Source organism: Micromonospora sp. NPDC048909 (genome assembly GCF_040649635.1).
Classification (GTDB): Bacteria; Actinomycetota; Actinomycetes; order Mycobacteriales; family Micromonosporaceae; genus Micromonospora.
In genome coordinates this window covers 220,494-242,405 of record NZ_JBEZFU010000004.1, presented here as the reverse complement: position 1 = coordinate 242,405, position 21,912 = coordinate 220,494, and the positions used below count along the sequence as shown (strand labels likewise).

At 74.0% G+C, this 21,912-nt stretch carries 22 protein-coding genes and 1 pseudogene; 8 read left to right on the top strand and 15 right to left on the bottom strand.

What is annotated here, in order from left to right; genetic code table 11:
• Positions 1-19: 19 nt before the first annotated feature.
• The 3 genes from AB0C04_RS13390 to AB0C04_RS13380 all read right to left on the bottom strand — a co-directional run bounded on the left by AB0C04_RS13390 (position 20) and on the right by AB0C04_RS13380 (position 2,065).
• Positions 20-1,600, bottom strand: coding sequence for a Rieske 2Fe-2S domain-containing protein (locus tag AB0C04_RS13390; RefSeq protein ID WP_357052877.1), 1,581 nt, complete (start codon positions 1,598-1,600; stop codon positions 20-22).
• Positions 1,601-1,727: 127 nt separating this feature from the next.
• Positions 1,728-1,871, bottom strand: coding sequence for a hypothetical protein (locus AB0C04_RS13385; protein ID WP_357052873.1), 144 nt, complete (start codon positions 1,869-1,871; stop codon positions 1,728-1,730).
• Positions 1,872-1,897: 26 nt separating this feature from the next.
• Positions 1,898-2,065 (bottom strand): hypothetical protein, encoded by a 168-nt coding sequence (locus tag AB0C04_RS13380; RefSeq protein WP_357052870.1) that lies wholly within the window; start codon positions 2,063-2,065, stop codon positions 1,898-1,900.
• A gap of 91 nt (positions 2,066-2,156) precedes the next feature.
• Between AB0C04_RS13380 and AB0C04_RS13375 the strand changes: the two genes are divergently transcribed.
• Positions 2,157-2,378, top strand: coding sequence for a DUF2631 domain-containing protein (locus AB0C04_RS13375; protein WP_350869704.1), 222 nt, complete (start codon positions 2,157-2,159; stop codon positions 2,376-2,378).
• Positions 2,379-2,484: 106 nt separating this feature from the next.
• On the opposite strand, the gene AB0C04_RS13370 is transcribed toward AB0C04_RS13375, so the two are convergent.
• The 3 genes from AB0C04_RS13370 to AB0C04_RS13360 form a co-directional block, all read right to left on the bottom strand.
• On the bottom strand, positions 2,485-3,588 hold the full coding sequence (locus tag AB0C04_RS13370; protein ID WP_357052867.1) for a DivIVA domain-containing protein: 1,104 nt from the start codon (positions 3,586-3,588) through the stop codon (positions 2,485-2,487).
• 31 nt (positions 3,589-3,619) lie between these two features.
• The gene (rlmN, locus tag AB0C04_RS13365) at positions 3,620-4,771 is read right to left on the bottom strand and encodes a 23S rRNA (adenine(2503)-C(2))-methyltransferase RlmN (RefSeq protein WP_350869700.1); all 1,152 of its coding nucleotides are present in this window, start codon (positions 4,769-4,771) and stop codon (positions 3,620-3,622) included.
• A 104-nt stretch (positions 4,772-4,875) separates the two neighbouring features.
• Entirely contained in the window at positions 4,876-6,291 is a 1,416-nt protein-coding gene (locus AB0C04_RS13360; protein ID WP_357052864.1) for a phosphatidate cytidylyltransferase, read from the bottom strand.
• A gap of 385 nt (positions 6,292-6,676) precedes the next feature.
• On the opposite strand from AB0C04_RS13360, the gene AB0C04_RS13355 reads away from it, so the two are divergent.
• A complete protein-coding gene (locus AB0C04_RS13355) occupies positions 6,677-7,120 on the top strand; it encodes a hypothetical protein (RefSeq protein ID WP_357052861.1) in 444 nt (147 codons plus the stop codon).
• A 79-nt stretch (positions 7,121-7,199) separates the two neighbouring features.
• On the opposite strand, the gene frr is transcribed toward AB0C04_RS13355, so the two are convergent.
• From frr to AB0C04_RS13330, 5 genes are all read right to left on the bottom strand, one after another.
• On the bottom strand, positions 7,200-7,757 hold the full coding sequence (gene frr / locus AB0C04_RS13350; RefSeq protein WP_350869697.1) for a ribosome recycling factor: 558 nt from the start codon (positions 7,755-7,757) through the stop codon (positions 7,200-7,202).
• 80 nt (positions 7,758-7,837) lie between these two features.
• A complete protein-coding gene (gene pyrH, locus AB0C04_RS13345) occupies positions 7,838-8,605 on the bottom strand; it encodes a UMP kinase (protein WP_350869696.1) in 768 nt (255 codons plus the stop codon).
• A 159-nt stretch (positions 8,606-8,764) separates the two neighbouring features.
• Positions 8,765-9,592 carry a translation elongation factor Ts gene (tsf, locus tag AB0C04_RS13340; protein WP_350869695.1) on the bottom strand — a complete coding sequence of 276 codons (828 nt, stop codon included), beginning with the start codon at positions 9,590-9,592 and terminating at the stop codon, positions 8,765-8,767.
• Between the two features lie 135 nt (positions 9,593-9,727).
• Complete coding sequence (rpsB, locus tag AB0C04_RS13335) at positions 9,728-10,594, bottom strand: 30S ribosomal protein S2 (protein ID WP_357052856.1); 867 nt, start codon at positions 10,592-10,594, stop codon at positions 9,728-9,730.
• Between the two features lie 272 nt (positions 10,595-10,866).
• The gene (locus AB0C04_RS13330) at positions 10,867-12,021 is read right to left on the bottom strand and encodes a hypothetical protein (protein ID WP_357052852.1); all 1,155 of its coding nucleotides are present in this window, start codon (positions 12,019-12,021) and stop codon (positions 10,867-10,869) included.
• A 197-nt stretch (positions 12,022-12,218) separates the two neighbouring features.
• Here AB0C04_RS13330 and AB0C04_RS13325 point away from each other — a divergent pair, with 197 nt between their 5' ends.
• The 5 genes from AB0C04_RS13325 to AB0C04_RS13305 all read left to right on the top strand — a co-directional run bounded on the left by AB0C04_RS13325 (position 12,219) and on the right by AB0C04_RS13305 (position 17,854).
• Positions 12,219-12,578, top strand: coding sequence for a YraN family protein (locus tag AB0C04_RS13325; protein ID WP_357052850.1), 360 nt, complete (start codon positions 12,219-12,221; stop codon positions 12,576-12,578).
• Positions 12,579-12,629: 51 nt separating this feature from the next.
• On the top strand, positions 12,630-14,150 hold the full coding sequence (locus tag AB0C04_RS13320) for a YifB family Mg chelatase-like AAA ATPase (protein ID WP_357052847.1): 1,521 nt from the start codon (positions 12,630-12,632) through the stop codon (positions 14,148-14,150).
• Complete coding sequence (gene dprA / locus AB0C04_RS13315) at positions 14,147-15,361, top strand: DNA-processing protein DprA (protein ID WP_357052844.1); 1,215 nt, start codon at positions 14,147-14,149, stop codon at positions 15,359-15,361. Before AB0C04_RS13320 ends, dprA begins: the two co-directional genes overlap by 4 nt.
• 183 nt (positions 15,362-15,544) lie before the next feature.
• Entirely contained in the window at positions 15,545-16,609 is a 1,065-nt protein-coding gene (locus AB0C04_RS13310; RefSeq protein ID WP_357052841.1) for a tyrosine recombinase XerC, read from the top strand.
• Between the two features lie 63 nt (positions 16,610-16,672).
• A complete protein-coding gene (locus tag AB0C04_RS13305) occupies positions 16,673-17,854 on the top strand; it encodes an aminotransferase class V-fold PLP-dependent enzyme (protein ID WP_357052838.1) in 1,182 nt (393 codons plus the stop codon).
• A gap of 70 nt (positions 17,855-17,924) precedes the next feature.
• On the opposite strand, the pseudogene AB0C04_RS13300 reads toward AB0C04_RS13305, so the two are convergent.
• Positions 17,925-18,329: pseudogene (locus tag AB0C04_RS13300) on the bottom strand (M23 family metallopeptidase); the annotation flags it as partial.
• 590 nt (positions 18,330-18,919) lie between these two features.
• Here AB0C04_RS13300 and AB0C04_RS13295 point away from each other — a divergent pair.
• Positions 18,920-20,050: a sulfite oxidase gene (locus tag AB0C04_RS13295; RefSeq protein ID WP_357052835.1), complete on the top strand. Its 1,131-nt coding sequence runs from the start codon at positions 18,920-18,922 to the stop codon at positions 20,048-20,050.
• 111 nt (positions 20,051-20,161) lie between these two features.
• On the opposite strand, the gene AB0C04_RS13290 is transcribed toward AB0C04_RS13295, so the two are convergent.
• Genes AB0C04_RS13290 through AB0C04_RS13280 form a run of 3 tightly spaced genes read right to left on the bottom strand, consistent with a single transcriptional unit; the run spans position 20,162 to position 21,908 of the window.
• On the bottom strand, positions 20,162-20,485 hold the full coding sequence (locus tag AB0C04_RS13290) for a DUF2469 domain-containing protein (RefSeq protein ID WP_007075222.1): 324 nt from the start codon (positions 20,483-20,485) through the stop codon (positions 20,162-20,164).
• Positions 20,482-21,387 (bottom strand): ribonuclease HII, encoded by a 906-nt coding sequence (locus AB0C04_RS13285; protein WP_357052832.1) that lies wholly within the window; start codon positions 21,385-21,387, stop codon positions 20,482-20,484. The genes AB0C04_RS13290 and AB0C04_RS13285 overlap by 4 nt, the downstream gene beginning before the upstream one ends.
• Positions 21,381-21,908 carry an NUDIX domain-containing protein gene (locus AB0C04_RS13280; RefSeq protein WP_357052829.1) on the bottom strand — a complete coding sequence of 176 codons (528 nt, stop codon included), beginning with the start codon at positions 21,906-21,908 and terminating at the stop codon, positions 21,381-21,383. The genes AB0C04_RS13285 and AB0C04_RS13280 overlap by 7 nt, the downstream gene beginning before the upstream one ends.
• Between the last annotated feature and the right edge of the window lie 4 nt (positions 21,909-21,912).

Sequence of the window (21,912 nt, the reverse complement as noted above, 5' to 3'; positions counted from 1 at the left end):
GGCGGAGGCCGGGCGGGGGTCAGCTGGCGGCGTCGCCGGCGGGGGCGGGGGTGTCGGCGTCGACGCGGTGGGCGCGGACCTTGTGCCCGACGCTGGTGAGGCAGCGACCGCTTTCCAGGTCGAACCGCCAGCCGTGCAACTGGCAGGTGAGCTGGTCGCCCTCGACGATGCCGAACCGGCTCAGGTCCGCCTTCAGGTGCGGGCAGCGCCGCTGCACGACCCAGTCGCCCAGGGTGATGTCCTCCGCGTCGACGGCCCGCTCGTGCTCGTCGTACCAGCCCTCGGCGTACTGGAGGCGCTCCTCGGAGAGGCACTTGAAGAACGCGTAGACGAACTCGTTGTACTGGCCGATCCGGGCCGCCGAGAACCGGCAGGAGAGGAAGAGCGAGTTGACCCAGTCCACCTCGTCGATGAAGAGCAGATGCTCGATCAGCGCCCGCTCGGTACGGAACCGGTAGCGCACCTTCTCGTCGGCGTACGGCCGGACCTCCTTGCCCGGGAAGTCCACCACGATCGACTCGACGCTCTCGCCGTCATATCCCACCAGGTCGAAGCGGACCGGGCCGCCAACCCCCTTGGCCAGGTAGATCGACTCGTCGAGCAGCGGCTCGATCCGGCGCTTCATCTCGCCGAGCACGTCCACCTCGGGGTGCCGCCAGGACGCCTTCTCCGCCTCGATGATCGGACGCTTGCGCTCGCGCATCTCCTCCAGGTGGGCGACCTTGTCGGCGAAGAACTCCTCGACCGGCACCGGGTGGTTGGTGGTCGCGCCCTCGGTGGTGACCTCGGCGACGCTGCCCGGCAGCAGCACGATGCCGTTGGTGCCGCCGACCTTCGCGTATTCGCTCATGAAGACCGACTGGTCGGGGAAGATGTTGCCCTCGTCGCCGTGGATGTCGTTGAACTGCCACAGCGCGTCGTCGAGGAAGCAGGGCGGGCCGGCGATCGGGAAGACGTGCGAGGCCTTCAGGTCGTCGATGTAGCGCCAGGTGCGGTCGAACTGCCGGTCGCGCTTCTGCTTGCCGAACGCGGTCTTCGCCGACTGGGGCAGCTCGTAGACCATCGGGTACCAGATCGCGCCGGAGAACTGCAGCAGGTGTGCGTGCACGTGCCCCAGCTCGGCGAAGACGCTCAGGTCGGTGGGGCGGGCGTCGTTCTGGTTGAGAAGCCGGACCCCGTCGTACTCCACCCAGAGGGAGGAGTCGCCGATCGGGCCGTCGGTGGGGCTGGTCAACGCCTGGATCATGATCTTCAGGCCGCCGTCCAGCTCGACGACCTGCTCGTTCGGCGCCTTGAGGAACCGGGTGAAGCCCAGCTCCCGCAGCTCGTCCTCCATCTCCGAGGTGGGGAACTCGGGCAGCAGCACGGTGGCCTGCTTCGAGACGTACCGCTTCAGGTGCGCCGCGTCGAAGTGGTCCCGGTGCAGGTGGGAGACGTAGAGGTAGTCGACCTGGCCGAGGCTCTCCCAGTCGAGCAGGGAATTGTCAGGAAACGGAAACCAGGAGGCAAAGTAGGCCGGATTGACCCATGGGTCACACAGAATGCTGCCCGCGGCCGTGTCGATCCGCATGCTGGCGTGCCCGGTCCCGGTCACTCGCACCGCAGTTTCCCCCTCAAAAGACGTATCAAGGTGTACGCCAAACGCTACCGGAGGCAGTGTGGCCGCCGTTCCGCGACGCCGGTAGTGCCCTTCGCCCCGTCCGGGGCAGGCCCGGTTACCCGGGTCTTCAGCCCTGGATCGCGCCCGTCCAGCTCCGGCGCTCCGGCGCGTCGGCGCACCAGGCGTCCATCAGTTCGGAGATCTTTCCCACCGGGGCGGCCAGATGCACCCGCTGCCCACCACCAACCTGATGGTCGGGATGCTGCTCCACGCTGCTCTCGCTGCAGCAGGAGCAGATCAGCTGTACGCCGGTGGCGGCTCCGCCGCGTACCAGACCGGAGACTTCCGGTGGTCCGGGTGCCGCCGCACCAGCTGCTCCAACCGCTCCCCGGCGAGCGCCCAGTCCTCGGCGTCCCACGCCTCGTACGCGGCCTTGAGCAACTCCCGATCATCCTTGCGGGTCATGCGGTCCCTCGTGCGTGCCGGACCCTGCGCCGGGCCCGGCACGGGGCGTGCCAGACTAACCGGAGATCCGATCGCGAGGGAAGGACCGACAGTGGCAGGAAGCGAGCCGGTAACGTCGCCAGACCAGCACAAGCCCGGGCACCGCAAGTCGGGGCGGATCGGCGCGGTGCTCACCGCGCTGGCGCTGTTGGCAATGATCATCGGCAACCACGAGGGCAGCGTCGAGAACATCTGGCTGGCCGGCTTGGCCGCGCTGCTGCTGATCATCGTCATCGGCGACGCCGTGCTGCGCCGCAACGGCCTGCGGTCCTGACCCAGGCGCCGGCGCCGCCCCGATCCGGCGCGCACCGGCCTCGAGCGCGCAAAGGGCCCGCTTCCCCGACCTCGGGGAGCGGGCCCTCGCCGTACGCGGGCCGGGGTCAGCGGCCGAAGAGGATGTCCTGCACGTCCTTGAGCGCGGCGTCCACCTCGGCCTCGAAGTAGCCGCCCGGGACCAGGCCGAAGCGCAACGTGTCCAGGTCCTTGGGGTTGACCGGCATCTGGTTGCGGCCGGCCATCCCGCCGAGCAGGCTCTCGAAGAAGCGGTCGACCTGGTCCGGGTCGTAGCCGCTGCCGAACCGGCGCACCTGGAAGCTGCGGCGGATCGCATCGACCCGGTAGAGGTCGCTGCCGGGCGGACCGGCCATCGGCGGGCCACCCATCGGCGGGCCACCGACCGGCGGGCCAGGCACCGCCGGCGGGCCGCCCATCGGCGGGCCGCCCATTCCCGGCTGCGGCATCGGCGGCGGGCCGGCCGGCCCCCGGCGCATGTCGCGCGGGTCCCGCTCCGGCATCCGGATCTCTGCGGTCATGTCGGCGCGGGCGCGCCGCCCGGCCTCGAAGCCGTCGAAGCGCTGCTCCTCGGGGGGGCCGTAGCCGCTCGGGCCCGGCGGGAGGCCGCGCTGGGGCGCACCGGGGCCGCCCATCGGGGCGCCCGGCCCCATCGGCATGCCCGGGTTGGGGCCGCCCGGACCGCCCGGACCACCGGGGCCGCCGGGACCACGCGGACCGTCGTAGCCGCCGCGCGGGGCGTCGTAACCACCGGCGAAGGCGCCCGTCGGCTCGTCGTAGCGACCGTAGCGGTCAGCGGGCGGACCGGCCTGCGCCGGCATCGGCCGGGGCGGCATCGGCTGCGGGACCGGCGGCATGCCACGGTCGTCGCGCATCGGTGGGCCCATCCGGTCCGGCGGACCCAGCCGGTCACCCAGCCGCGGGTCGCCGCCGCGCCCAGCGGCCGCACCGCGCTCCTCCAGCTCGGCCAGCTGCCGCTCCACCCGGTCGAGGTGCAGGTCGACCTGCCACTCGTCATAGCCGTTGAACCGGACCCGGAAGACGACGTCATGGACCTCCTGGGAGGCCACGGGCGCGCCGACCGGCTGGCCGGAGAGCGTCGCCTCCACCCGGTCGAGGAAGGCGTCCACCTCGTCGACCTTGTATCCCCGGCGAAGCGCCTTACGCCGGAAACGCTGACCCTGACTCGCCACTATGTCTCCTGGTCTCGTTCGCCGCGCCCGGTCATGCCGGTGCCGCTCCGGCGCGGTCGATGTCCCTGTCCTCAGCCGCGGCGAGTTGCCCACACGCGCCGTCGATCTCGCGGCCCCGGGTGTCCCGCACGGTGGTGGACACCCCGGCGTCACGCAACCGCCGGACGAACTCCCGCTCGACCGGCTTCGGGCTCGCGTCCCAGCGGCTGCCCGGCGTCGGGTTGAGCGGAATGAGGTTCACATGGGCCAACTTGCCGGCCAGCAGCCGGCCGAGCAGGTCAGCTCGCCACGGCTGGTCGTTCACGTTCTTGATCATCGCGTACTCGATCGACACGCGGCGTCCCGTCCTGGCCGCGTAGTCCCACGCTGCGTCCAGCACCTCGGCTACCTTCCAGCGCTGGTTGACCGGCACGAGTTCGTCGCGCAGATCATCATCGGGCGCGTGCAACGACAACGCAAGAGTCACTGAGAGGTCTTCGCTGGCCAGTCGGCGGATGGCCGGAACCAGCCCGACCGTGGAAACGGTGATGTGCCGCTGGGACAGGCCGAGCCCCTCCGGGGCCGGCGTGACCAGGCGCCGGATCGCGGCGATCACCCGGGAGTAGTTGGCCAGCGGCTCACCCATGCCCATGAACACCACGTGCGACAGGCGCGCCGGCGATCCCGCCACCGCGCCGGAGGCGGCCACCCCGGCCAGGTAGACCGCCTGGTCGACGATCTCGGCGGTAGAGAGGTTGCGGGTCAGCCCGGCCTGCCCCGTGGCGCAGAACGGGCAGGCCATGCCGCAGCCGGCCTGGCTGGAGATGCAGACGGTGACCCGGTCCGGGTAGCCCATCAGCACGCTCTCCACCAGCGAGCCGTCGTGCAGCCGCCAGAGCGCCTTGCGGGTCGCGCCGTCGTCGCAGGCCATCTCGCGGACCGGCGTGAGCAGCGACGGCAGCAGCCGGTCGGCCAGCCGCTCCCGGGTGGCGGCCGGCAGGTCGGTCATCAGCTGCGGATCACGGACCAGCCGGCCGAAGTAATGGGTGGAGATCTGCTTTGCGCGGAACGCCGGCTCGCCCAGCTCGGTGACCAGCGCCTGGCGGCCGGCCAGGTCGAGGTCGGCGAGGTGCTGCGGGGGCATGGCGGCGCGGCGCGCGGCCGGGGCGTCCGGGGCGACGGGGATCAAGGGCAGGCTTGTCATGGCTGGTCCAGTCTGTCACGCCGAACGGCGGACGTACCTGTCCGGAGGTGCCGAACCGACCCCGGCCCTCCGGCCGACCCGCCGCCGCCGGCGTCCCGCACGCCTCAGCCCGCCACCGGCACGAGGACCGCCAGCAGCAGGTACGCCGTCGGCACCGCGAAGAGGATCGAGTCGAGCCGGTCCATCAAGCCGCCGTGCCCGGGGAGCAGGTTGCTCATGTCCTTCACCCCGAGATCCCGCTTGATCATGGATTCGGCGAGATCGCCGAGGACCGCGGCGCAGGAGATCGCGACCCCGAACAGCGCACCCCACCAGGGAGCCACGTCGAACATCAGCCAGAGCAGCAGGGCACTGCCGGCGGCCGCCGCGGTGACCGAGCCGGCGAAGCCCTCCCAGGACTTCTTCGGGCTCACCGTGGGCGCCATCGGGTGCTTGCCGAAGGCGACGCCGGCGGCGTACCCGCCGGTGTCGGAGAGCACCACCGCGATCAGGGTGGCCAGGATCCGCAACGGGCCGTCGTCGGGCGCCGCCGCCAGCAACGCGGCGAACCCGCCGAGGAACGGCACGTAGACCGCGATCAGGGTGGCCGCGGTCAGGTCTCGCTGGTAGCCGCCAGGCCCGTCGCCCAGCCGCCAGATCATCGTGCCCAGCACCGTGACCAGCAGCCCCAGGCTGAGCGCGTCCGGCCCGGCGTACCAGGCCAGCCCCACGGTGAGCGCGCCGCCGGCGACCAGTGGCACCAAGGGCGGGTGCGCCCCGCTGCGCCGGACCGCCCGGGCCATCTCCCAGATGCCGACGCAGATCGCGGCCACGACGACCGCCAGGAACGCCGGTGGGAAGAAGAAGAGCGGAACCACGATCAGCGCGCCGAGGGCGAGCCCCACGCCGATGGCGGCCGGCAGGTTGCGACCGGCCCGGCTCGCCGTCTGCTGGGTGGGTGGCCGGCTCGCGCTCGCCCGCCGCCGACCGGGCTGCCGCCGGCCCGCGGGCGGCTCGGACTCCGCCTCCGCCGCGGCCTGCGGGACGGCGTCGTCCCGGACCGGCTCCAGCTGAGCCGTCGGGTAGGCGTCCTCGTCGTCGTGCCGGCCCGGGCCGGCGCCCGGCGGCCCGTCGTAGCGGCCGGCGCCGCGCTCGTCGTCGCGTCGGTCGTAGCGGTCGTCGTGGTACCGGTCGTCGTAGGGGTTCGGGCCCTGGTGCGGCTCGGTCCGGCCGCGATCCGGGTACGGGTCGGGGCCGCGCCGGTCGTCGCGCCGCGCCGGGGCGCCCCGGCGCGGGTAGGGGTCGGCCGGGTACCGCCCGCCGTCGTCGTAGCGGTCCGGTGGGAACGGGGCGCCACGGTCCGGGTACGGGTCACCGTGCGGGCGGGACCGGGTCCGCGGCTCGGCGTACATCTCCGGCCCGGCGTCCGGGTGCCGCGTCCACGGATCGAGTTCGGGTTCCGGCCAGGGCAGGGCGGCCGACCGGTCAGGTCGGTCCCAGCCGCGGGGCTCCGCGCCGCCGTAGGGGTCGGGGTGGGACATCACGCACCGCGACGCGGCGCGAGTACCACCACATGACGCAAGACCACAAGCATCCCCTACACGCGCGACTGTTCTTCCGGGTTGACCGGCGCGACGGCCGGTCGATCCCCAGCGTTCACCGCCCGGTGGCCGGGAATCCTGCCGAGCCTACTGCACCCGCCGGACCGGCACTGCGGACGAGGCTCGGGGGACGAGCCCTCGCCCGGGCCGACCGCCGGTCGAGGAGCGGCGGGACGGGCACACCCGCCGTGGGCACCTCGCCGGAGACCCGCAGCCCTCGATCCGACTCCTCCGGTGCCCGATCAGGTACTGAGCCGGGCACACCGGACGTGGTCCTCTGGTGGTCGCGCCGGCACCGCCGGCGTCACCAACGGGGGGAACACGCATGAACAAGATCAGTCTGGCGGTGCTGGCGGTGGTCGCCACGGTCCTGGGCGCCGCCGCACCGGCCGCTGCCGACACACCAGAGGCCAGCATCGTCATCGATCACCGGGCCAGCGAGCTGTACCTGTTCGAGCCGCCCGGCGGTGCGCCGGGAGAGGCGTACCCGGCGACCAGTGTCAACGCCGCCGCCCTGCACTGCCCGGCCGGCGACTACCTCATGTCGGCCTCGCTGGTGCAGGACGGCCTGCCGACCCTCTGGGCCGTCTGGGGGCACGGCGCCGGCGAGGTCCGGTGCGACGGCGGCACGGTCATGATCCCGATGGCCTTCTCCCGGAGGGAGCCGCTGCTGCACCCGGGCCGGGCCACCGCCCGCTTCTCGCTGCGCGACGCGTCCACCGGCGAGGAGTTGATGGAGAGCACCAGGACGGTGCGGATCCCCACCTGACGTACGCCGCGAGGCCCGTCCCCGGCGTCGGGGACGGGCCTCGTGTCACGTCCGTTGGTGCACGGCGCGCGGCCGGCTCTCAGACCTCGAGCAGCTCGGTCTCCTTGTGCTTGACCAGCTCGTCGATGCTCGCCACGAAGCGCTGGGTCAGGTCGTCCAGCTCCTTCTCGGCCCGGCGGCCGTCGTCCTCGCCGGCCTCACCGTCCTTGACGATCCGGTCCAGCTCCTCCTTGCCGCGGCGACGAACGTTGCGGACCGCCACCTTGGCCTCCTCACCCTTCTGCCGGGCGACCTTGATCATGTCGCGGCGGCGCTCCTCGGTCATCTGCGGGAGCAGGATGCGCAGCTGGTTGCCCTCGTTGTTCGGGTTGACGCCGAGGTCGGAGTCGCGGATCGCCTTCTCCATGGCGTTGATCTGCGACGCGTCGTACGGCTTGATGATGGCCATCCGCGGCTCGGGGATCGCGACGGACGCCATCTGGGTCAGCGGGGTGGGCGTGCCGTAGTAGTCGATGATGACCTTGGAGAACATGGCCGGGTTGGCGCGGCCGGTCCGGATCGCGCCGAACTCCTCCTTGGCGTGCTCGACCGCACGCTCCATCTTCTCCTCGGCCTCGAGGAGGGTGTCGTCGATCACCGGTCTCCTCGCCTCCTTCTGTGCTCGTGGTGGGCTCTGCTGTGTGTCGGAGGACCGCTGCCGTCGCCGCCGGCGACCGTTCAGGCGGTGATCAGGGTGCCGATCTTGTCGCCACCCACGGCGCGGACGATCGTGTCATCCCCCTGCGCGCCGAATACCAGCATCGGCAGGCCGTTCTCCATGCAGAGGCTGAACGCCGCCGCGTCCGCGACCCGCAGGTTGCGGCGCAGCACCTCGGAGAAGGTGATCGAGTCGAACTTGCTGGCGGTGGGGTCGATCCGGGGATCGGCGGTGTAGACGCCGTCCACGCCGTTCTTGCTCATCAGCACCACGTCGGCGCGGATCTCCAGCGCCCGCTGTGCGGCGACGGTGTCGGTGGAGAAGTACGGCATGCCGGCGCCGGCGCCGAAGATGACGACCCGGCCCTTCTCCAGGTGCCGGATGGCGCGCAGCGGAATGTAGGGCTCGGCGACCTGGGCCATGGTGATCGCGCTCTGCACCCGGGTCTCGATGCCCTCCTTCTCCAGGAAGTCCTGCAGCGCGAGGCAGTTCATCACGGTGCCGAGCATGCCCATGTAGTCGGCGCGGGCCCGGTCCATGCCGCGCTTCTGCAGCTCGGCGCCGCGGAAGAAGTTGCCGCCGCCGACCACCACGGACACCTGCACGCCGCGGCGGACCACGGTGGCGATCTGCCGGGCGATGGCCTGGACGACGTCCGGGTCGACGCCGATGGCGCCGCCACCGAAGACCTCACCGGAGAGCTTCAGCACCACCCGGCGAGCCCGGCCGGGCGGCGGTGCGGTCGGATCGTCCTCCGCCAGCGTCCGGTCACTCACAACCTGCGTCATCCGCCCCGCCCTTCCCCACGCCGACGCCCCGTGCGCCGCGTACCGCGAACCTGCCGCTGCCGACCCTATGGGACGAGGAGGCCGCGGTGCCTGTCACGTACACCACGACCTCCTCGTCTACGTTTCCTGCCCACGGGCGCCGAGGCGCCCGGTGACGGCTCAGGCCTGGCCGACCTCGAACCGCTCGAAGCGGGTGACCTCGATGCCGGCCTCGGCCAGCACCTGCTTCACCGACTTCTTGTTGTCGGTGACCGACGCCTGCTCGACCAGGACGAAGTCCTTGAAGAACGAGTTCACCCGGCCCTCGACGATCTTCGGCAGGGCCGCCTCGGGCTTGTTCTCCTCGCGGGCGGTCTGCTCGGCGATGCGCCGCTCGGACTCCACGATCTCGGCCGGCACCTCGTCACGGGTGAGGTACTTCGGCCGCATCGCGGCGATCTGCATGGCGACACCACGAGCGTCGGCGTCGCCGGCCTCGTCGGTCTTGCCGGTGTACTGCACCAGCACGCCGACCGCCGGGGGCAGGTCCTGGGCCTTGCGGTGCAGGTAGACGGCGGTGGTGCCGTCGAGCTTGACGAAGCGGTTGAGCACCAGCTTCTCGCCGATCTTGGCGGACTGCTCCTGGATCAGGTCGGCCACCGGCCGGCCGTCCAGCTCGCTGGCGAGCAGCTCCTCGGCGTTGGTGACGCCGGAACGCTCGCCGTGCTCGACCAGCTGCTGGGCCAGGGCGATGAACGACTCGGTCTTGGCCACGAAGTCGGTCTCGCAGTTGAGCTCGAGCAGCGCCTGGCCGGAGTGCGCCACCAGGCCGTTCGCTGCGGTCCGGCTGGCCCGCTTGCCGACGTCCTTGGCGCCCTTGACGCGCAGAATCTCGACGGCCTTGTCGAAGTCGCCCTCGGCCTCGGTCAGCGCCTTCTTGCTGTCCATCATGCCGGCGCCGGTGAGGTCGCGGAGCTTCTTGACGTCCGCGGCGGTGAATTGGGACATGGCTCTCTCTTCGATGTTGAGACGGCGTGTGGATGGTCAGAGGTGCCGGTTACCCGGATCCGGGCCGGATGTGCCGACCCGTCCGCCGCTGTCCCGCCGTCCGCCGAAACGGACAGCGGGACAGCGACGGTGCGATCACTCCGCGGCGGCGGCCGCCGGCTGGGCGGCCGGCTGCTCCTGCTGCTGGGCGGCCGGCTGCTCCTGCTCGTCGGCCTTCTTCGGCTCCTCGAGCAGCTCGCGCTCCCACTCGGGCAGCGGCTCGTCGGAGGCGACGCCCGGCTCCGGCTTCTCGTCGGCGCCCCGGCGCCGGCCGGAACGGGCGATCAGACCGTCGGCCACGGCGGCGGCGACGACCTTGGTCAGCAGCTCGGCCGAGCGGATCGCGTCGTCGTTGCCCGGGATCGGGAAGTCGACCTCGTCCGGGTCGCAGTTGGTGTCGAGCACCGCGATCACCGGGATGCCCAGCTTGCGGGCCTCGTCGACGGCGATGTGCTCCTTCTTGGTGTCGACCACCCAGATCGCAGCCGGGAGCTTCTGCATGTCCCGCAGGCCGCCCAGGGTGCGGGTCAGCTTGATCTTCTCGCGGGAGAGCTGCAGGGTCTCCTTCTTGGTGTAGCCGGCGGCGGTGCCGCTCAGGTCACCGAGAGCCTCCAGCTCCTTCATCCGCTGCAGCCGCTTGTACACGGTCTGGAAGTTGGTCAGCATGCCACCGAGCCAGCGGTGGTTCACGTACGGCTGGCCGACCCGCGTCGCCTGCTCGGAGATCGCCTCCTGGGCCTGCTTCTTGGTGCCGACGAAGAGGATGCTGCCGCCCTCGGCGACGGTGCCACGCACGAACTCGTACGCCTTCTCGATGTAGTCGAGAGTCTGGCGCAGGTCGATGATGTAGATACCGTTGCGCTCGGTGAAGATGAAGCGCTTCATCTTCGGGTTCCAGCGCCGGGTCTGGTGCCCGAAGTGGACACCGCTTTCCAGCAGCTGACGCATGGTCACGACGGCCATGGTGGGGTACTCCTTGCGGTCCCTGGTTGTCGCGCCCGGCCGGCGGCCGGGCGTCCTGGCGCCCGGTCGCCGGCCATGGCGGGCCCGATCAAGATCGGGACCAGGGAGGCCGTCGCCCCACGACGGCTCGTGGAGAGGGCGCGCGAGGTCGACCGCACGAGGCGGTCGCCAGTCGACCAGTGTACGCCCCTCCCCCGCCCGCCGGCCTCCGGGTGCGCCGCGCCCACCAGGGCGGCCGACCAGCCGGCCGGTAGGGCGACCGGCCCCGCGCGTCAGCCGGCGGCGAGCGCGGCGGCGACGAAGAGCACGAGGGCGACGGTCAGGTAGGCCGTCGGCGGGCGCAACCAGCCCCGCCCGCCGTCGGCCAGGGACAATCCACCGGTACGCAGCCCGTACAGCCCGATCGCGAAGATCGGCAGCCCGGCGACCAGGAAGGTCCCCGCCACCACGTTCCCGGCCGAGACCGGGTCCCCGGTCACGCCGCTGGCCAGCAGCCGCAGCGCGGGGATCTCGAAGACCAGGGCGAGCAGCGCGAAGAGCACCGCCAGCACCGGCCGGCGGGTCCGGTAGACCCCGTCGCCGGTGGGCTGGCGTACCGCGTCCGGCGCGGCGCCCGGCAGATACGGCGGCAGGTCGGCGCGCGGCCCGATCGGGTGCATCGGCCCCGTCGGCATCTCCAGCGGGTGCGGCTGCTCACCGCCCCGGCCGGAGTCGACGATCGGATAGCCGGCGAGCGGGGCGGTCCGGGGCGGCTCGGCCCCGGCGGATTCGGGCTCCCGGGTGGCGGCCGTCGGCTCGGGGGCGACCGGCTCCGTCACCTCCCGGGCGGCGCGGCGGCCGGCCCGCCCGGCGGCCAGATCGCCGGTGGCGTCCGCCGGGTCCGGTTCGACGCGACGGCCGGCGCGCGCGAAAGTCAGGTCGCCGGAGACCTCGACCGGGTCCGGTTCGGCGCGTCGTGCCCGGTTGACCCGGTATCCGGCGGAGTCCTGCCGGTCGTCCCCGGCCGGGCGCACCGCCCCGAAGCGTCCCGAGTCGTCGCCGCTGCCGAACCCACCCGGCTCGGCCCGGCGTCGGGCGTCCCGCTCGGCCACGTCGAACCCGGCGTCGACCGCCGCGAACCGGCCCGAGTCGCTCTCGGGGACGCCGAAACCCCCGTCAACGGCGGCGAAGCGCCCGGAGTCGGCCTCCGCGACGCCGAACCGGCCGGGATCGGCGTCGGCCGCGACCAAGCGCGCCGGCTCGCGGTAGCCGGCGGTGTCGGCGTAGCGAACCTCGTCGCCGGGGCCACGCTGCTCCGGGGCGCGGAACTCCTCGTCCCGCGGGCGCGCGTCGTCCGTGCCACGCCAGTCCGGCTCGTAGCCGCGTCCGCGCTCACCGGGGTACCAGCGCGACTCCTGGTCGTCGGGGAAGCTCCGTCGTCCGTCCACGTCCGGCACCGTATGCGACCGGCCCGACGGACGCCATTCGACCCCGACGCCGCACCGCCGCCAATTCCGCCGGTCGGGCTCAGGTGGCATAGCACGAGACCGGCATGATCGTCCGGTCGTCCACAGCCCGGGCGTTGTCCACAGCGGGGTCGCTCCGGGGTCGCCCCGGGCGGCCGGAGCAGGGCAGCGTGCCGGCCATGACGAAGCGGAACCAGGCGGTCGGCGCGTACGGCGAGCGGTGCGCCGTCCAACACCTGATCGGGGCGGGGCTGCGGCCGGTCGCCCGGAACTGGCGCTGCCCGGCCGGAGAGATCGACATCATCGCCTGGGACGGGCCGGTGCTCGCGTTCTGCGAGGTGAAGACCCGTCGGGGCGGCGAGTTCGGCAGCCCGGCCGAGGCCGTCGTACCGGCCAAGGCCCGGAGGCTGCGCGGCCTGGCCGCCCGATGGCTGGCCGAGACCGGCACCACCGCCGACGAGGTCCGTTTCGACGTGCTCTCGGTCCGGCTGCCCGACGCCGGCCCGGCCCGGGTGGAGCACCTCAAGGGCGCGTTCTGAGATGCCCGGGCGGACCGCACCCGTCAGCCCGGCCCGGACGGGCAGCGCGCGATGAGCTACGCGAAGGTGCTCTGCGTGGGGCTGGTCGGGGTCACCGGGCACCTGGTGGAGGTGGAGGCCGACCTGGCCGCCGGGTTGCCCGCGGTGGTGATCTCCGGCCTGCCGGACACCGCGCTGCACGAGGCTCGCGACCGGGTCCGCGCCGCCGTGGTCAACTCCGGCCAGCGCTGGCCGAACCGGCGGATCACGCTCAACCTGCTGCCGGCCACCCTGCCGAAGTTCGGTTCGGCATTCGACCTGGCCATCGCCGCGGCGTTGCTGGGCGGCTCCGGCGAGCTGCCGCTGGTGCCGCTGGACCAGGTGGTGATCCTCGGCGAGCTGGGGCTGGACGGGACGGTCCGGCCGGTACGCGGCGTGCTGCCGATGGTCGCCGCGGCCGCCCGGGCCGGCATCGAACGGGTGATCGTGCCCCAGGGCAACGCGGCCGAGGCGGCCGTCATCCCCGGCGTACGGGTCCGGGCGGTCGACACCCTGCACCGGCTGGTCGCCTTCGTCCGCGACGGCACCCCGTTGATCGAGCCCGCCGCCGTCGAGCCGTCGCCGGCCGGCGACGAACTCGACCTGGTCGACGTGGCCGGGCAGTCGCTGGGCCGGCGGGCGCTGGAGGTCGCCGCCGCCGGCGGGCACCACCTGGCCCTGCTCGGCCCGCCGGGTGCCGGCAAGACGATGCTGGCCGAACGGCTCCCCTCGATCCTGCCCGCGCTGGACGACGACGCCGCGCTGGAGGTCACCGCCCTGCACTCCATCGCCGGGCTGCTGCCGCCCGGCGGCCGGCTGCTGCGCCGGCCACCGTTCCAGGCCCCACATCACACCGCGACCGTGCCGTCCCTGGTCGGCGGCGGCTCCGGGCTGGCCCGACCGGGCGCGATCTCGCTGGCCCACCGCGGGGTGCTCTTCCTCGACGAGGCGCCCGAATTCAGCAAGGGCGCCCTGGAGGCGCTGCGCCAGCCGTTGGAGCACGGGCGGGTCCAGTTGGCCCGCAGTCAGGGCGGCACCGAATACCCGGCCCGCACGCAGCTCGTGCTCGCCGCCAATCCGTGCCCGTGCGCCAAGCCGGCCGGCGACGCCTACTGCGAGTGCAGTCCACTGGCCCGGCGACGCTACCTCGGCCGCCTCTCCGGTCCGCTGCTCGACCGGATCGACGTGCAGGTGAAGCTGCCGCCGGTGCGGGCGGCGGAGCTGATGGCCAGTGACGGCGGCGGCGAGTCCTCGGCCGCGGTCGGGAAACGGGTGGCGGCGGCCCGGCAGGCGGCGGCCGAGCGCTGGTCGGGCCTCGGCCGCCGGCTCAACGCCGAGGTGCCCGGGCCGCACCTGCGCCGGGCACCGTGGCGCCTGCCCGCGCGGGACACGACGGAGCTGCGCGGCCGGCTCGACTCGGGGTCGCTCTCCGCCCGGGGCTTCGACCGGGTCATCCGGATGGCCTGGTCCATCGCGGATCTCGACGGCCGGGACCGGCCGGACCGTGACGACGTGCGGGAGGCCATCCAACTGCGGACGGGGGACGCGACATGAGCACTCAGGAGGAACGAACGCTGGCCCGGGTCGCACTGACCTGGTTGACCGAACCGGGCACCCGCTCGGTGCACCGACTGGTCACCCGACTCGGTCCGGTGGCGACGCTCGACCTGCTGCTCGCCGGCCGGGCGCCGGAGGAGAAGCTGCGGTCGGCGGTGGCCGCCCGCAGCGCCCACGGTGATGCCCGGGCTGCCGCCGCCGACGCGTTCGCGCGCACCGAACGCCTCGGCGCACGGATCGTCACCCCGGAGGACGAGGAGTGGCCGGCCCGCCTCACCGACCTGCACAAGCTCGAGCTGCCCGGTGCCTACCGCAGGGTCGACACCGAGACCGCCCCGCCGCTCTGCTTCTGGGTACGCGGCTCGTGGCCGCTGGCCGAGGCGCTGGACCGCTCGGTCGCCGTGGTCGGCGCCCGGGCCTCCACCGGCTACGGAACGCACGTCGCCACCGAGATCGGCTACGGCATGGCCGACCGGGGCTGGACGGTCGTCTCCGGCGGCGCGTTCGGGATCGACGCCGCCGCGCACCGGGGCGCGCTCAACGCCGGGGGCCTGACGGTGGCCGTACTCGCCTGCGGCGTGGACCGGCCCTATCCGATGGGCAACGCGGCGCTCTTCGACCGGATCGCCGAGAGCGGGCTGCTGGTGAGCGAATGGCTGCCCGGCGCCGAGCCGCTGCGCCCACGGTTCCTCATCCGCAACCGGGTCATCGCGGCCGGCACCCTCGGCACCGTGGTGGTGGAAGCCTCGGCCCGCAGCGGCGCGACGCAGACCGCGCACCGGGCGCTCGCGATCGGCCGTCCGGCGATGGCGGTACCGGGTCCGGTCACCTCCGCGATGTCGGTCGGCACTCACGAGCTGCTCCGGGACTACCCGAAAGCCCGCCTGGTGGTCGGGGTGGCGCACGTGCTGGAGGAGGTGGGCCGGATCGGCGCCGACCTGGCGCCGCCGGCGCGCGGGCCGGAGCGGCCGACCGACGCGCTCGACGACGAGGCCCGTTCGGTGCTGGAGGCGATGCCCCGGCGCGGCAGGGCCGACGTGCAGCGCCTCGCCGCCCGGGCCGGCCTGGACGTACGGACCGCGCTGCGCAAGCTCTCCCTGCTGGAGGAGCTGACCCTGGTGGTCCGCCGCGACGACGGGTACGGCCTCGCGCCGGCCAACCGGGTGCCGGCCAGCCGGGCGCCGGCCAACCCCGCAAGCGACGGGTGACGATCCGGACAGCGCGCCGGGCCGCGCCGAACCAGCGGCGCGCCGAGCCAGCGCCGAGCCAGCGGCGCGCCGGGCCGCGCCGAGCGAGCGGCGCGCGCCCGGGACCGGGCGCCCGTAGGCTTGCGCCGTGCCAGCCGACAGCGGGTCCGCGTCGTCCGGGCGCTCCTGCCCGCCGGGGCGGCGATGAGCCGCGACGCCGGCGGCACCCGGGCCGCCCACCAGGCCCTCCCGCCCGCGCTGCGCGAGGCGGTCGACGAGTTCGCCGATCATCTGTCCCGGGTCAGCAACCGCTCCACCCACACGGTGCGGGCGTACGTCACCGACCTGGTCTCGCTGCTCGACCATGCCACCCGGATGGGCCGTGCGGACGTCGCCGGCGTGGACCTGACGGTGTTACGCAGCTGGCTCGCGCGGCAGCGGACGAGCGGAGCGGCCCGAAGCTCACTTGCCCGGCGAGCTGCCTCCGCCCGGGTGTTCAGTGCCTGGGCACATCGCCGCGGCCTGCTGACGACCGACGTGGGTGCGGCGCTGGCCAGCCCTCGTGCCCAACGGGAGCTGCCCGGCGTCCTCCGGGCCGAGCAGGCCGCCGCCCTGGTCGAGGCCCCCGGCCGACTCCCCGCGGCGCGCGTCGACCAGCCGCGGGCCGACGGGTCGCTCGCACCCCCCGGCGCCGCTCCGGATGGACCGCCCGACCGGGACGGCGGGACTGCCGGCGGGACGGGAGAACTGCCCGACACCGTGGAGCCGGTGCTGCTGCGGGACCGCGCGCTGCTGGAGCTGCTCTACGGCACCGGCGTCCGGGTCAGCGAGGCGTGCGGGCTGGACCGCGCGGACGTCGATCACGCCCGGCGGGTGGTCCGGGTGTTCGGCAAGGGCGGGCGGGAGCGGACGGTGCCGTACGGGGTGCCGGCGCAGCGCGCGCTGGACGAGTGGATACGCCAGGGCCGGCCGGCGCTGGCCGGAGCGCAGTCGGGGGACGCGCTGCTCCTCGGCGCCCGCGGCGGCCGGCTCAACCCGACCACCGCGCGCCGGATCGTCAGCGGCTACGCCGAGGCCGCCGGCCTGCCCCCGACCAGCCCGCACGGCCTGCGCCACTCGGCCGCCACCCACCTGCTCGAGGGCGGCGCGGACCTGCGTGCGGTGCAGGAGCTGCTCGGCCACTCATCGCTGGCGAGCACCCAGATCTACACGCACGTCTCGGTCGAGCGGTTGCGGGCCGCGTATCGCCAGGCCCATCCCCGCGCCTGACCCCGCCGGGGCACCGCAGCCCGAACCGGCGGACGATGATCGACCGACAGTTACGATCACCGCGTGAGCGTCCCGCAGCCACCGGAGCCGATTCCGGGTGCCCGCCTGCTCTTCTCCCTCGACCCGGCGGTCAGCCACCTCAACCACGGCTCGTTCGGCGCGGTACCGCTCGGCGTCCAGCGGGCCCAGCAGCGGCTGCGCGACGAGATGGAGGCCAACCCGCTGCGCTTCTTCACTCAGGGGCTGGTCAACCGGGTCGCGCACACCCGCCGGCACCTGGCCACCTTCCTCGGCGCGGACCCCGACGGCACCGCGCTGGTCGCCAATGCGACCACCGGGGTCGCGGTGGTGCTCCAGTCGCTGGGCCTGCGCCCCGGCGACGAGGTGCTCAGCACCGACCACGGCTACGGCGCGGTCAGCTTCTCCATTCAGCGGGAGTGCCGCCGCACCGGGGCCGAGAGCCGGGTGCTGCCGGTGCCGCTGGCCGCCACCGCCGAGGAGATCGTGGAGACGATCCGGGCCGGGCTGCGCCCGGGCCGCACCCGGCTGCTCGTCATCGACCAGCTCACCTCCGCCACCGCCAAGGTCTTTCCCGCCGCCGCCATCGTCGGTGTGGCCCACGAGCACGGGGTGCCGGTCCTGGTCGACGCGGCGCACGTGCCCGGCATGCTGCCCACCACCGTGGCGAGCGTCGGCGCCGACTTCTGGGTGGGCAACCTGCACAAATGGGGGTACGCGCCGCGCGGCACCGCCGCACTGGTGGTGGCGCCGTCGTGGCGGGACCGGATCGAGCCGCTGGTGGTCTCCTGGGAACAGGACGCCGGCTTTCCGGCCCGGGTGGAGTGGCAGGCAACCCTCGACTACACATCCTGGCTGGCCGCCCCGGCAGGGCTGTTCACCCTGCGCAGCCTCGGCGTCGACCGGGTTCGGGCGCACAACGCCGCGCTGGCGGCGTACGGCCAGCGGGTGGTGGGCGACGCGCTCGGCGTGGCGCCGGCCGACCTGCCCGACCCCGGCGGACCCGAGGTCGCCATGCGGATCATCCCGCTGCCGCCCGGTCTGGCCGCGACCATCGACGGGGCGCGGGGGTTGCAGCAGCGGATCGCCGAGCGGCTCGCCACCGAGGTGGCGGTGATGACGTGGAACGGCCGGGGGTGGCTCCGCCTCTGCGGGCAGGTCTACAACGCCCCGGACGAGTACGAGCGGCTCGCGGTGCGGCTGCCTCCGCTGCTCGCCCAGCGCTGACCGACCGGCGGACCGCCACGACGCCCCGACGAGCGGCGGCCGGAGCGGCCACGGCGGGGTCCGGGGTCGGGCCGTCGACCGGCAGCAACCGGACCGGGCCGAGCCCCAGCAGCGTCAGCGGGTCCAGGTACTGCTCGCCGCGGCGCAGCCCCCAGTGCAGGCAGGCGGCGGCCGGGCAGCCCGGATGGCCGGCGAGCAGGAGACCCAGCGGGGTGCCGGCGCGGACCGACGCCCCGGCGGCGACCGCCGGGTCCACCGGCTCGTAGGTGGTGCGCAGCCCGTTGGCGTGCCCGACGGTGACCACCGGCCGTCCGGCCACCGGGCCGGCGAAGAGCACGGTGCCGGGCCCGGCGGCGCGGACCGTGCTGCCCGCCGCGGCGGCCAGGTCGACGCCCCGGTGCCCGGGCAGCCACCGCTGTGGCGGCGGATCGAAAGGGCGCACCGGTCGCGGCACACCATCGACCGGCCAGCGGAACCGACCGGCCACGCCCCGGGCCCCGGCTGGCACCGGCTCCCGAGCGGCCTCGCTCGGCCCGGCGGACCGGCCCGAGCCGGCGGCGGCCGGCAACGCGGCGAGAAACACCGCCACGCAGAGCTGGACCGCGAGCCAGACCGGTAGGACAGCGCAGAGCAGCAGGGTACGGCGGATGTCGCTCGGTGGCGGTCGCATGACGGGCAGCCTGCCGGGCGACACCGACCCGCGCCACGACGCCGATCGCCGGCTGTGGATGACGGGGTGCCCTGTGGACAGTCGCCGCACGGCCGGTTGATCTGCTAAGCGGTGGTTCACCACCGCGGCCACCGCGCCTGGCTCGGATACCGCCGGGCCGGCGCGCCCCCGCACAGCCGGCCGCTACCCCGAACCCGCGCGTCCCGCACAGCCAACCGGCGCCGCCGTGCGGGCGCGCCCGGCACGGTCGGCCGCCGCCATCGGGCGGGGACGGGGCCCACCTCGCGCCCATCCGCGGAGCCGGGCGGGTGGCCCACTGCCCCGCCCGGGCGGCACACCCTAGGCTGGACGGCGGGCACGGTGGCGCCGCCGCCGTCGGGACCGGGGAGATCACCATGACGACCGTGGACGACCTGAGCCGACCGGCCGTGACCGAGGTGAGCAGGCCCTCCCGGCTTGCCGAGCCCGACGAGGGGATCAGCGCCGAGGAGCTGGGCCTGGCCGCACGCAACCACGGCATTCCACTGGAGGCGCTGCGCTACGACGTCACCCCCGCCGGGCTGCACTACCTGTTGATCCACTACGACATCCCAGAGCTGGACCCGGAGACGCACGCGCTGACCGTCGACGGCGCGGTGGACCGGCCCCGCACCTTCGGCCTGGCCGAGCTGCGAGAGCGGCCCCGCGTCACCCGGCGGGTCACGCTGGAGTGCGCCGGCAACGGCCGGGCGCTGCTGCACCCGCGTCCGGTGAGCCAGCCCTGGTTGGTGGAGGCGGTGGGGAACGCGGAGTGGACCGGGACCCCGCTGGCCCCGCTGCTGCGCGAGGCCGGCATCGCCCCCGAGGCGGTCGACGTGGTCTTCACCGGGGCCGACCACGGCGTCGAGCGTGGGGTCGAGCAGGACTACCAGCGGGCGCTGCCGGTCGCCGACGCGCTGCGCGAGGAGGTGCTGCTGGCGTACGAGATGAACGGCGCGCCCCTGCTGCCGCAGCACGGCGCCCCGCTGCGGCTGATCGTGCCCGGTTGGTACGGGATGGCGCACGTCAAGTGGCTCCGCTCGATCAGCGTGGTCACCGAGCCCTTCCAGGGCTACCAGAACGCGGTCGCGTACCGGGTGCGGCAGGACGCCGACGACCCGGGCGTGCCGGTGACCCGGATCGAGCCGCGCGCGCTGGTCCGGCCGCCCGGCTTCCCCGACTTCATGTCCCGGTCGCGGGTGGTCCGGCCCGGACAGTGCACGGTGGACGGTCGAGCCTGGTCGGGTCACGCCCCGATCGTCTCGGTCGAGGTGACCACGGACGGCGGCGTCAGCTGGGCACCGGCCATTCTGGACGAGCCGGCCGGCGGGGAGTTCTCCTGGCGGCGCTGGCGCTACGAGTGGGACGCGCGGCCGGGCCGGTACGTCCTCGGTGCGCGGGCGACCGACGCGTCGGGCCGCACCCAGCCGGTCGAGCAGCCGTGGAACCGGGGCGGCTTCGCCAACAACCTGGTCCAGCGGGTCGAGGTGGCCGTCATTGCGGAGTGACGGGTGGCGGCACGCGCGCCGCCGGTGTGCTGGCGAGCGGCCGGAGACCGTGGGCGGGTGGGGCCGCCGACGCGGTGGTGGGCCGGCGCGACCGCCGGGGCGAAGCGGCCGTCAGCCGCCGAAGCCGGAGTCGGCGGGGAGTGAGATGTCGGGCTTCTCCAGCTCCTCGACGTTGACGTCCTTGAAGGTCATCACTCGGACGTTCTTCACGAACCGGGCAGGACGGTACATGTCCCACACCCAGGCGTCGTGCATCTCGACCTCGAAGTAGACCTCGCCGTCGGAGTTGCGTACGTGCAGGTCGACCTGGTTTGCCAGGTAGAAGCGGCGCTCGGTCTCCACCACGTAGGAGAATTGGCGGACAATGTCGCGGTACTCCCGGTAGAGCTGCAGCTCCATCTCGGTCTCGTACTTCTCGAGATCTTCCGCGCTCATCGCTCTCCGCCTTCCATGACCACATCTTCCCCCACCGGCAGCGGCGGCCGAGGCTGCTCGCCCAACGCCACGCCGACGGTACTCCCTGGCGCGCAAGAGCGCTCCATCGGCTCGTCCGGGCCACCGGGCGACCCGGTCGGGCCGTCGCCGAAGTGCCCCGCCGAGCCGTCCCCGAAGAGCGTCTCCGGGGCGTCTCCGGCGGGTGCCCGACCGGCCGCCAGGACGGGCCGACGGGACCGCGGTGGCCGGCCGTCACGGCCCGACACACTGGCCACGTTCACGTACGAGAACCGGTGCTCCCGACACGGCCCGTGCTCCCGCAGCGCGGCGGTGTGCTCGGGCGTGATGTAGCCCTTGTGCTCGGCGAAGCCGTACGCCGGGAACGTCCCGTCCAGCTCGACCATGAGCCGGTCCCGGGTGACCTTGGCCAGCACGCTGGCCGCCGCCACGCAGGCGGCCACCCGGTCGCCCTTCCAGACCGCCAGACCGGGCACGTCCAGCCCGTCCACGCCGAAGCCGTCGGTGAGCACGTAGTCCGGCCGGGTGTCAAGCGAGGCCAACGCCCGGCGCATCGCGGCGAGGTTGCAGACGTGCAGCCCCCGCGCGTCGACCTCCTCGGCCGGGATCACCACCACGGCGTACGCCAGGGCCCGGTCGACCACCTCGTCGTAGATCCGCTCCCGGCTGGCCGGGGTGAGCAGCTTGGAGTCGGCGAGCCCCTCGATCTCCCCGCGCCGCCCCTCGGGCAGCACCGCGGCGGCGGCGACCAGCGGCCCGGCGCAGGCGCCCCGACCGGCCTCGTCGGCGCCGGCGACGTTCCGGAACCCGCGCCGCTGCAACGCCCGCTCCAGCGCGTAGAGCCCGGCCTCCCGGCGCACGACGGTGCGCGGCGGGGTCAGCACCCGGCACCTCCCTCGCCGGCCACGCCAGCCGGGCCCTCGGCGGCCGGACCACCGGCGGCGGGCAGCGCCCGGGCCAGCACGGCGGGCAGGTCGACGGGGTAGTAGCGCTCGCCGCTCGCCGCCAGCTCGGCGGCCGGCCACCAGCGGTGGCCGGTGACACTGGCCTGTTCGACGTCGTCGAAGCCCGCGGTGTCCACCTCCCAGAACGGCACCCGGACCAGGAAGAACTCCTGCTCCTGCCGGTACCACACGCCGTCGAACGGGTACTCGACCGTCTCCCGCCAGACCGGCTCACCCAGCTCGGCGGGGGCCAGCCGCAGCCCGGTCTCCTCGGCCAGCTCCCGGGCCGCACCGGCGGCCGACGACTCACCCGGATCCAGCCCGCCACCCGGAGTGAACCAGTAGCGGTGCTCGGGACGAGCCGGGTCGAACCCGGCGAAGAGCAGCACCCGGCGGTCCGCGTCGACGAGCAGCACCCGCGCCGCGCGTCGAGGGGTAAAGGCACGGTCGCCGTCGCTCACGGCG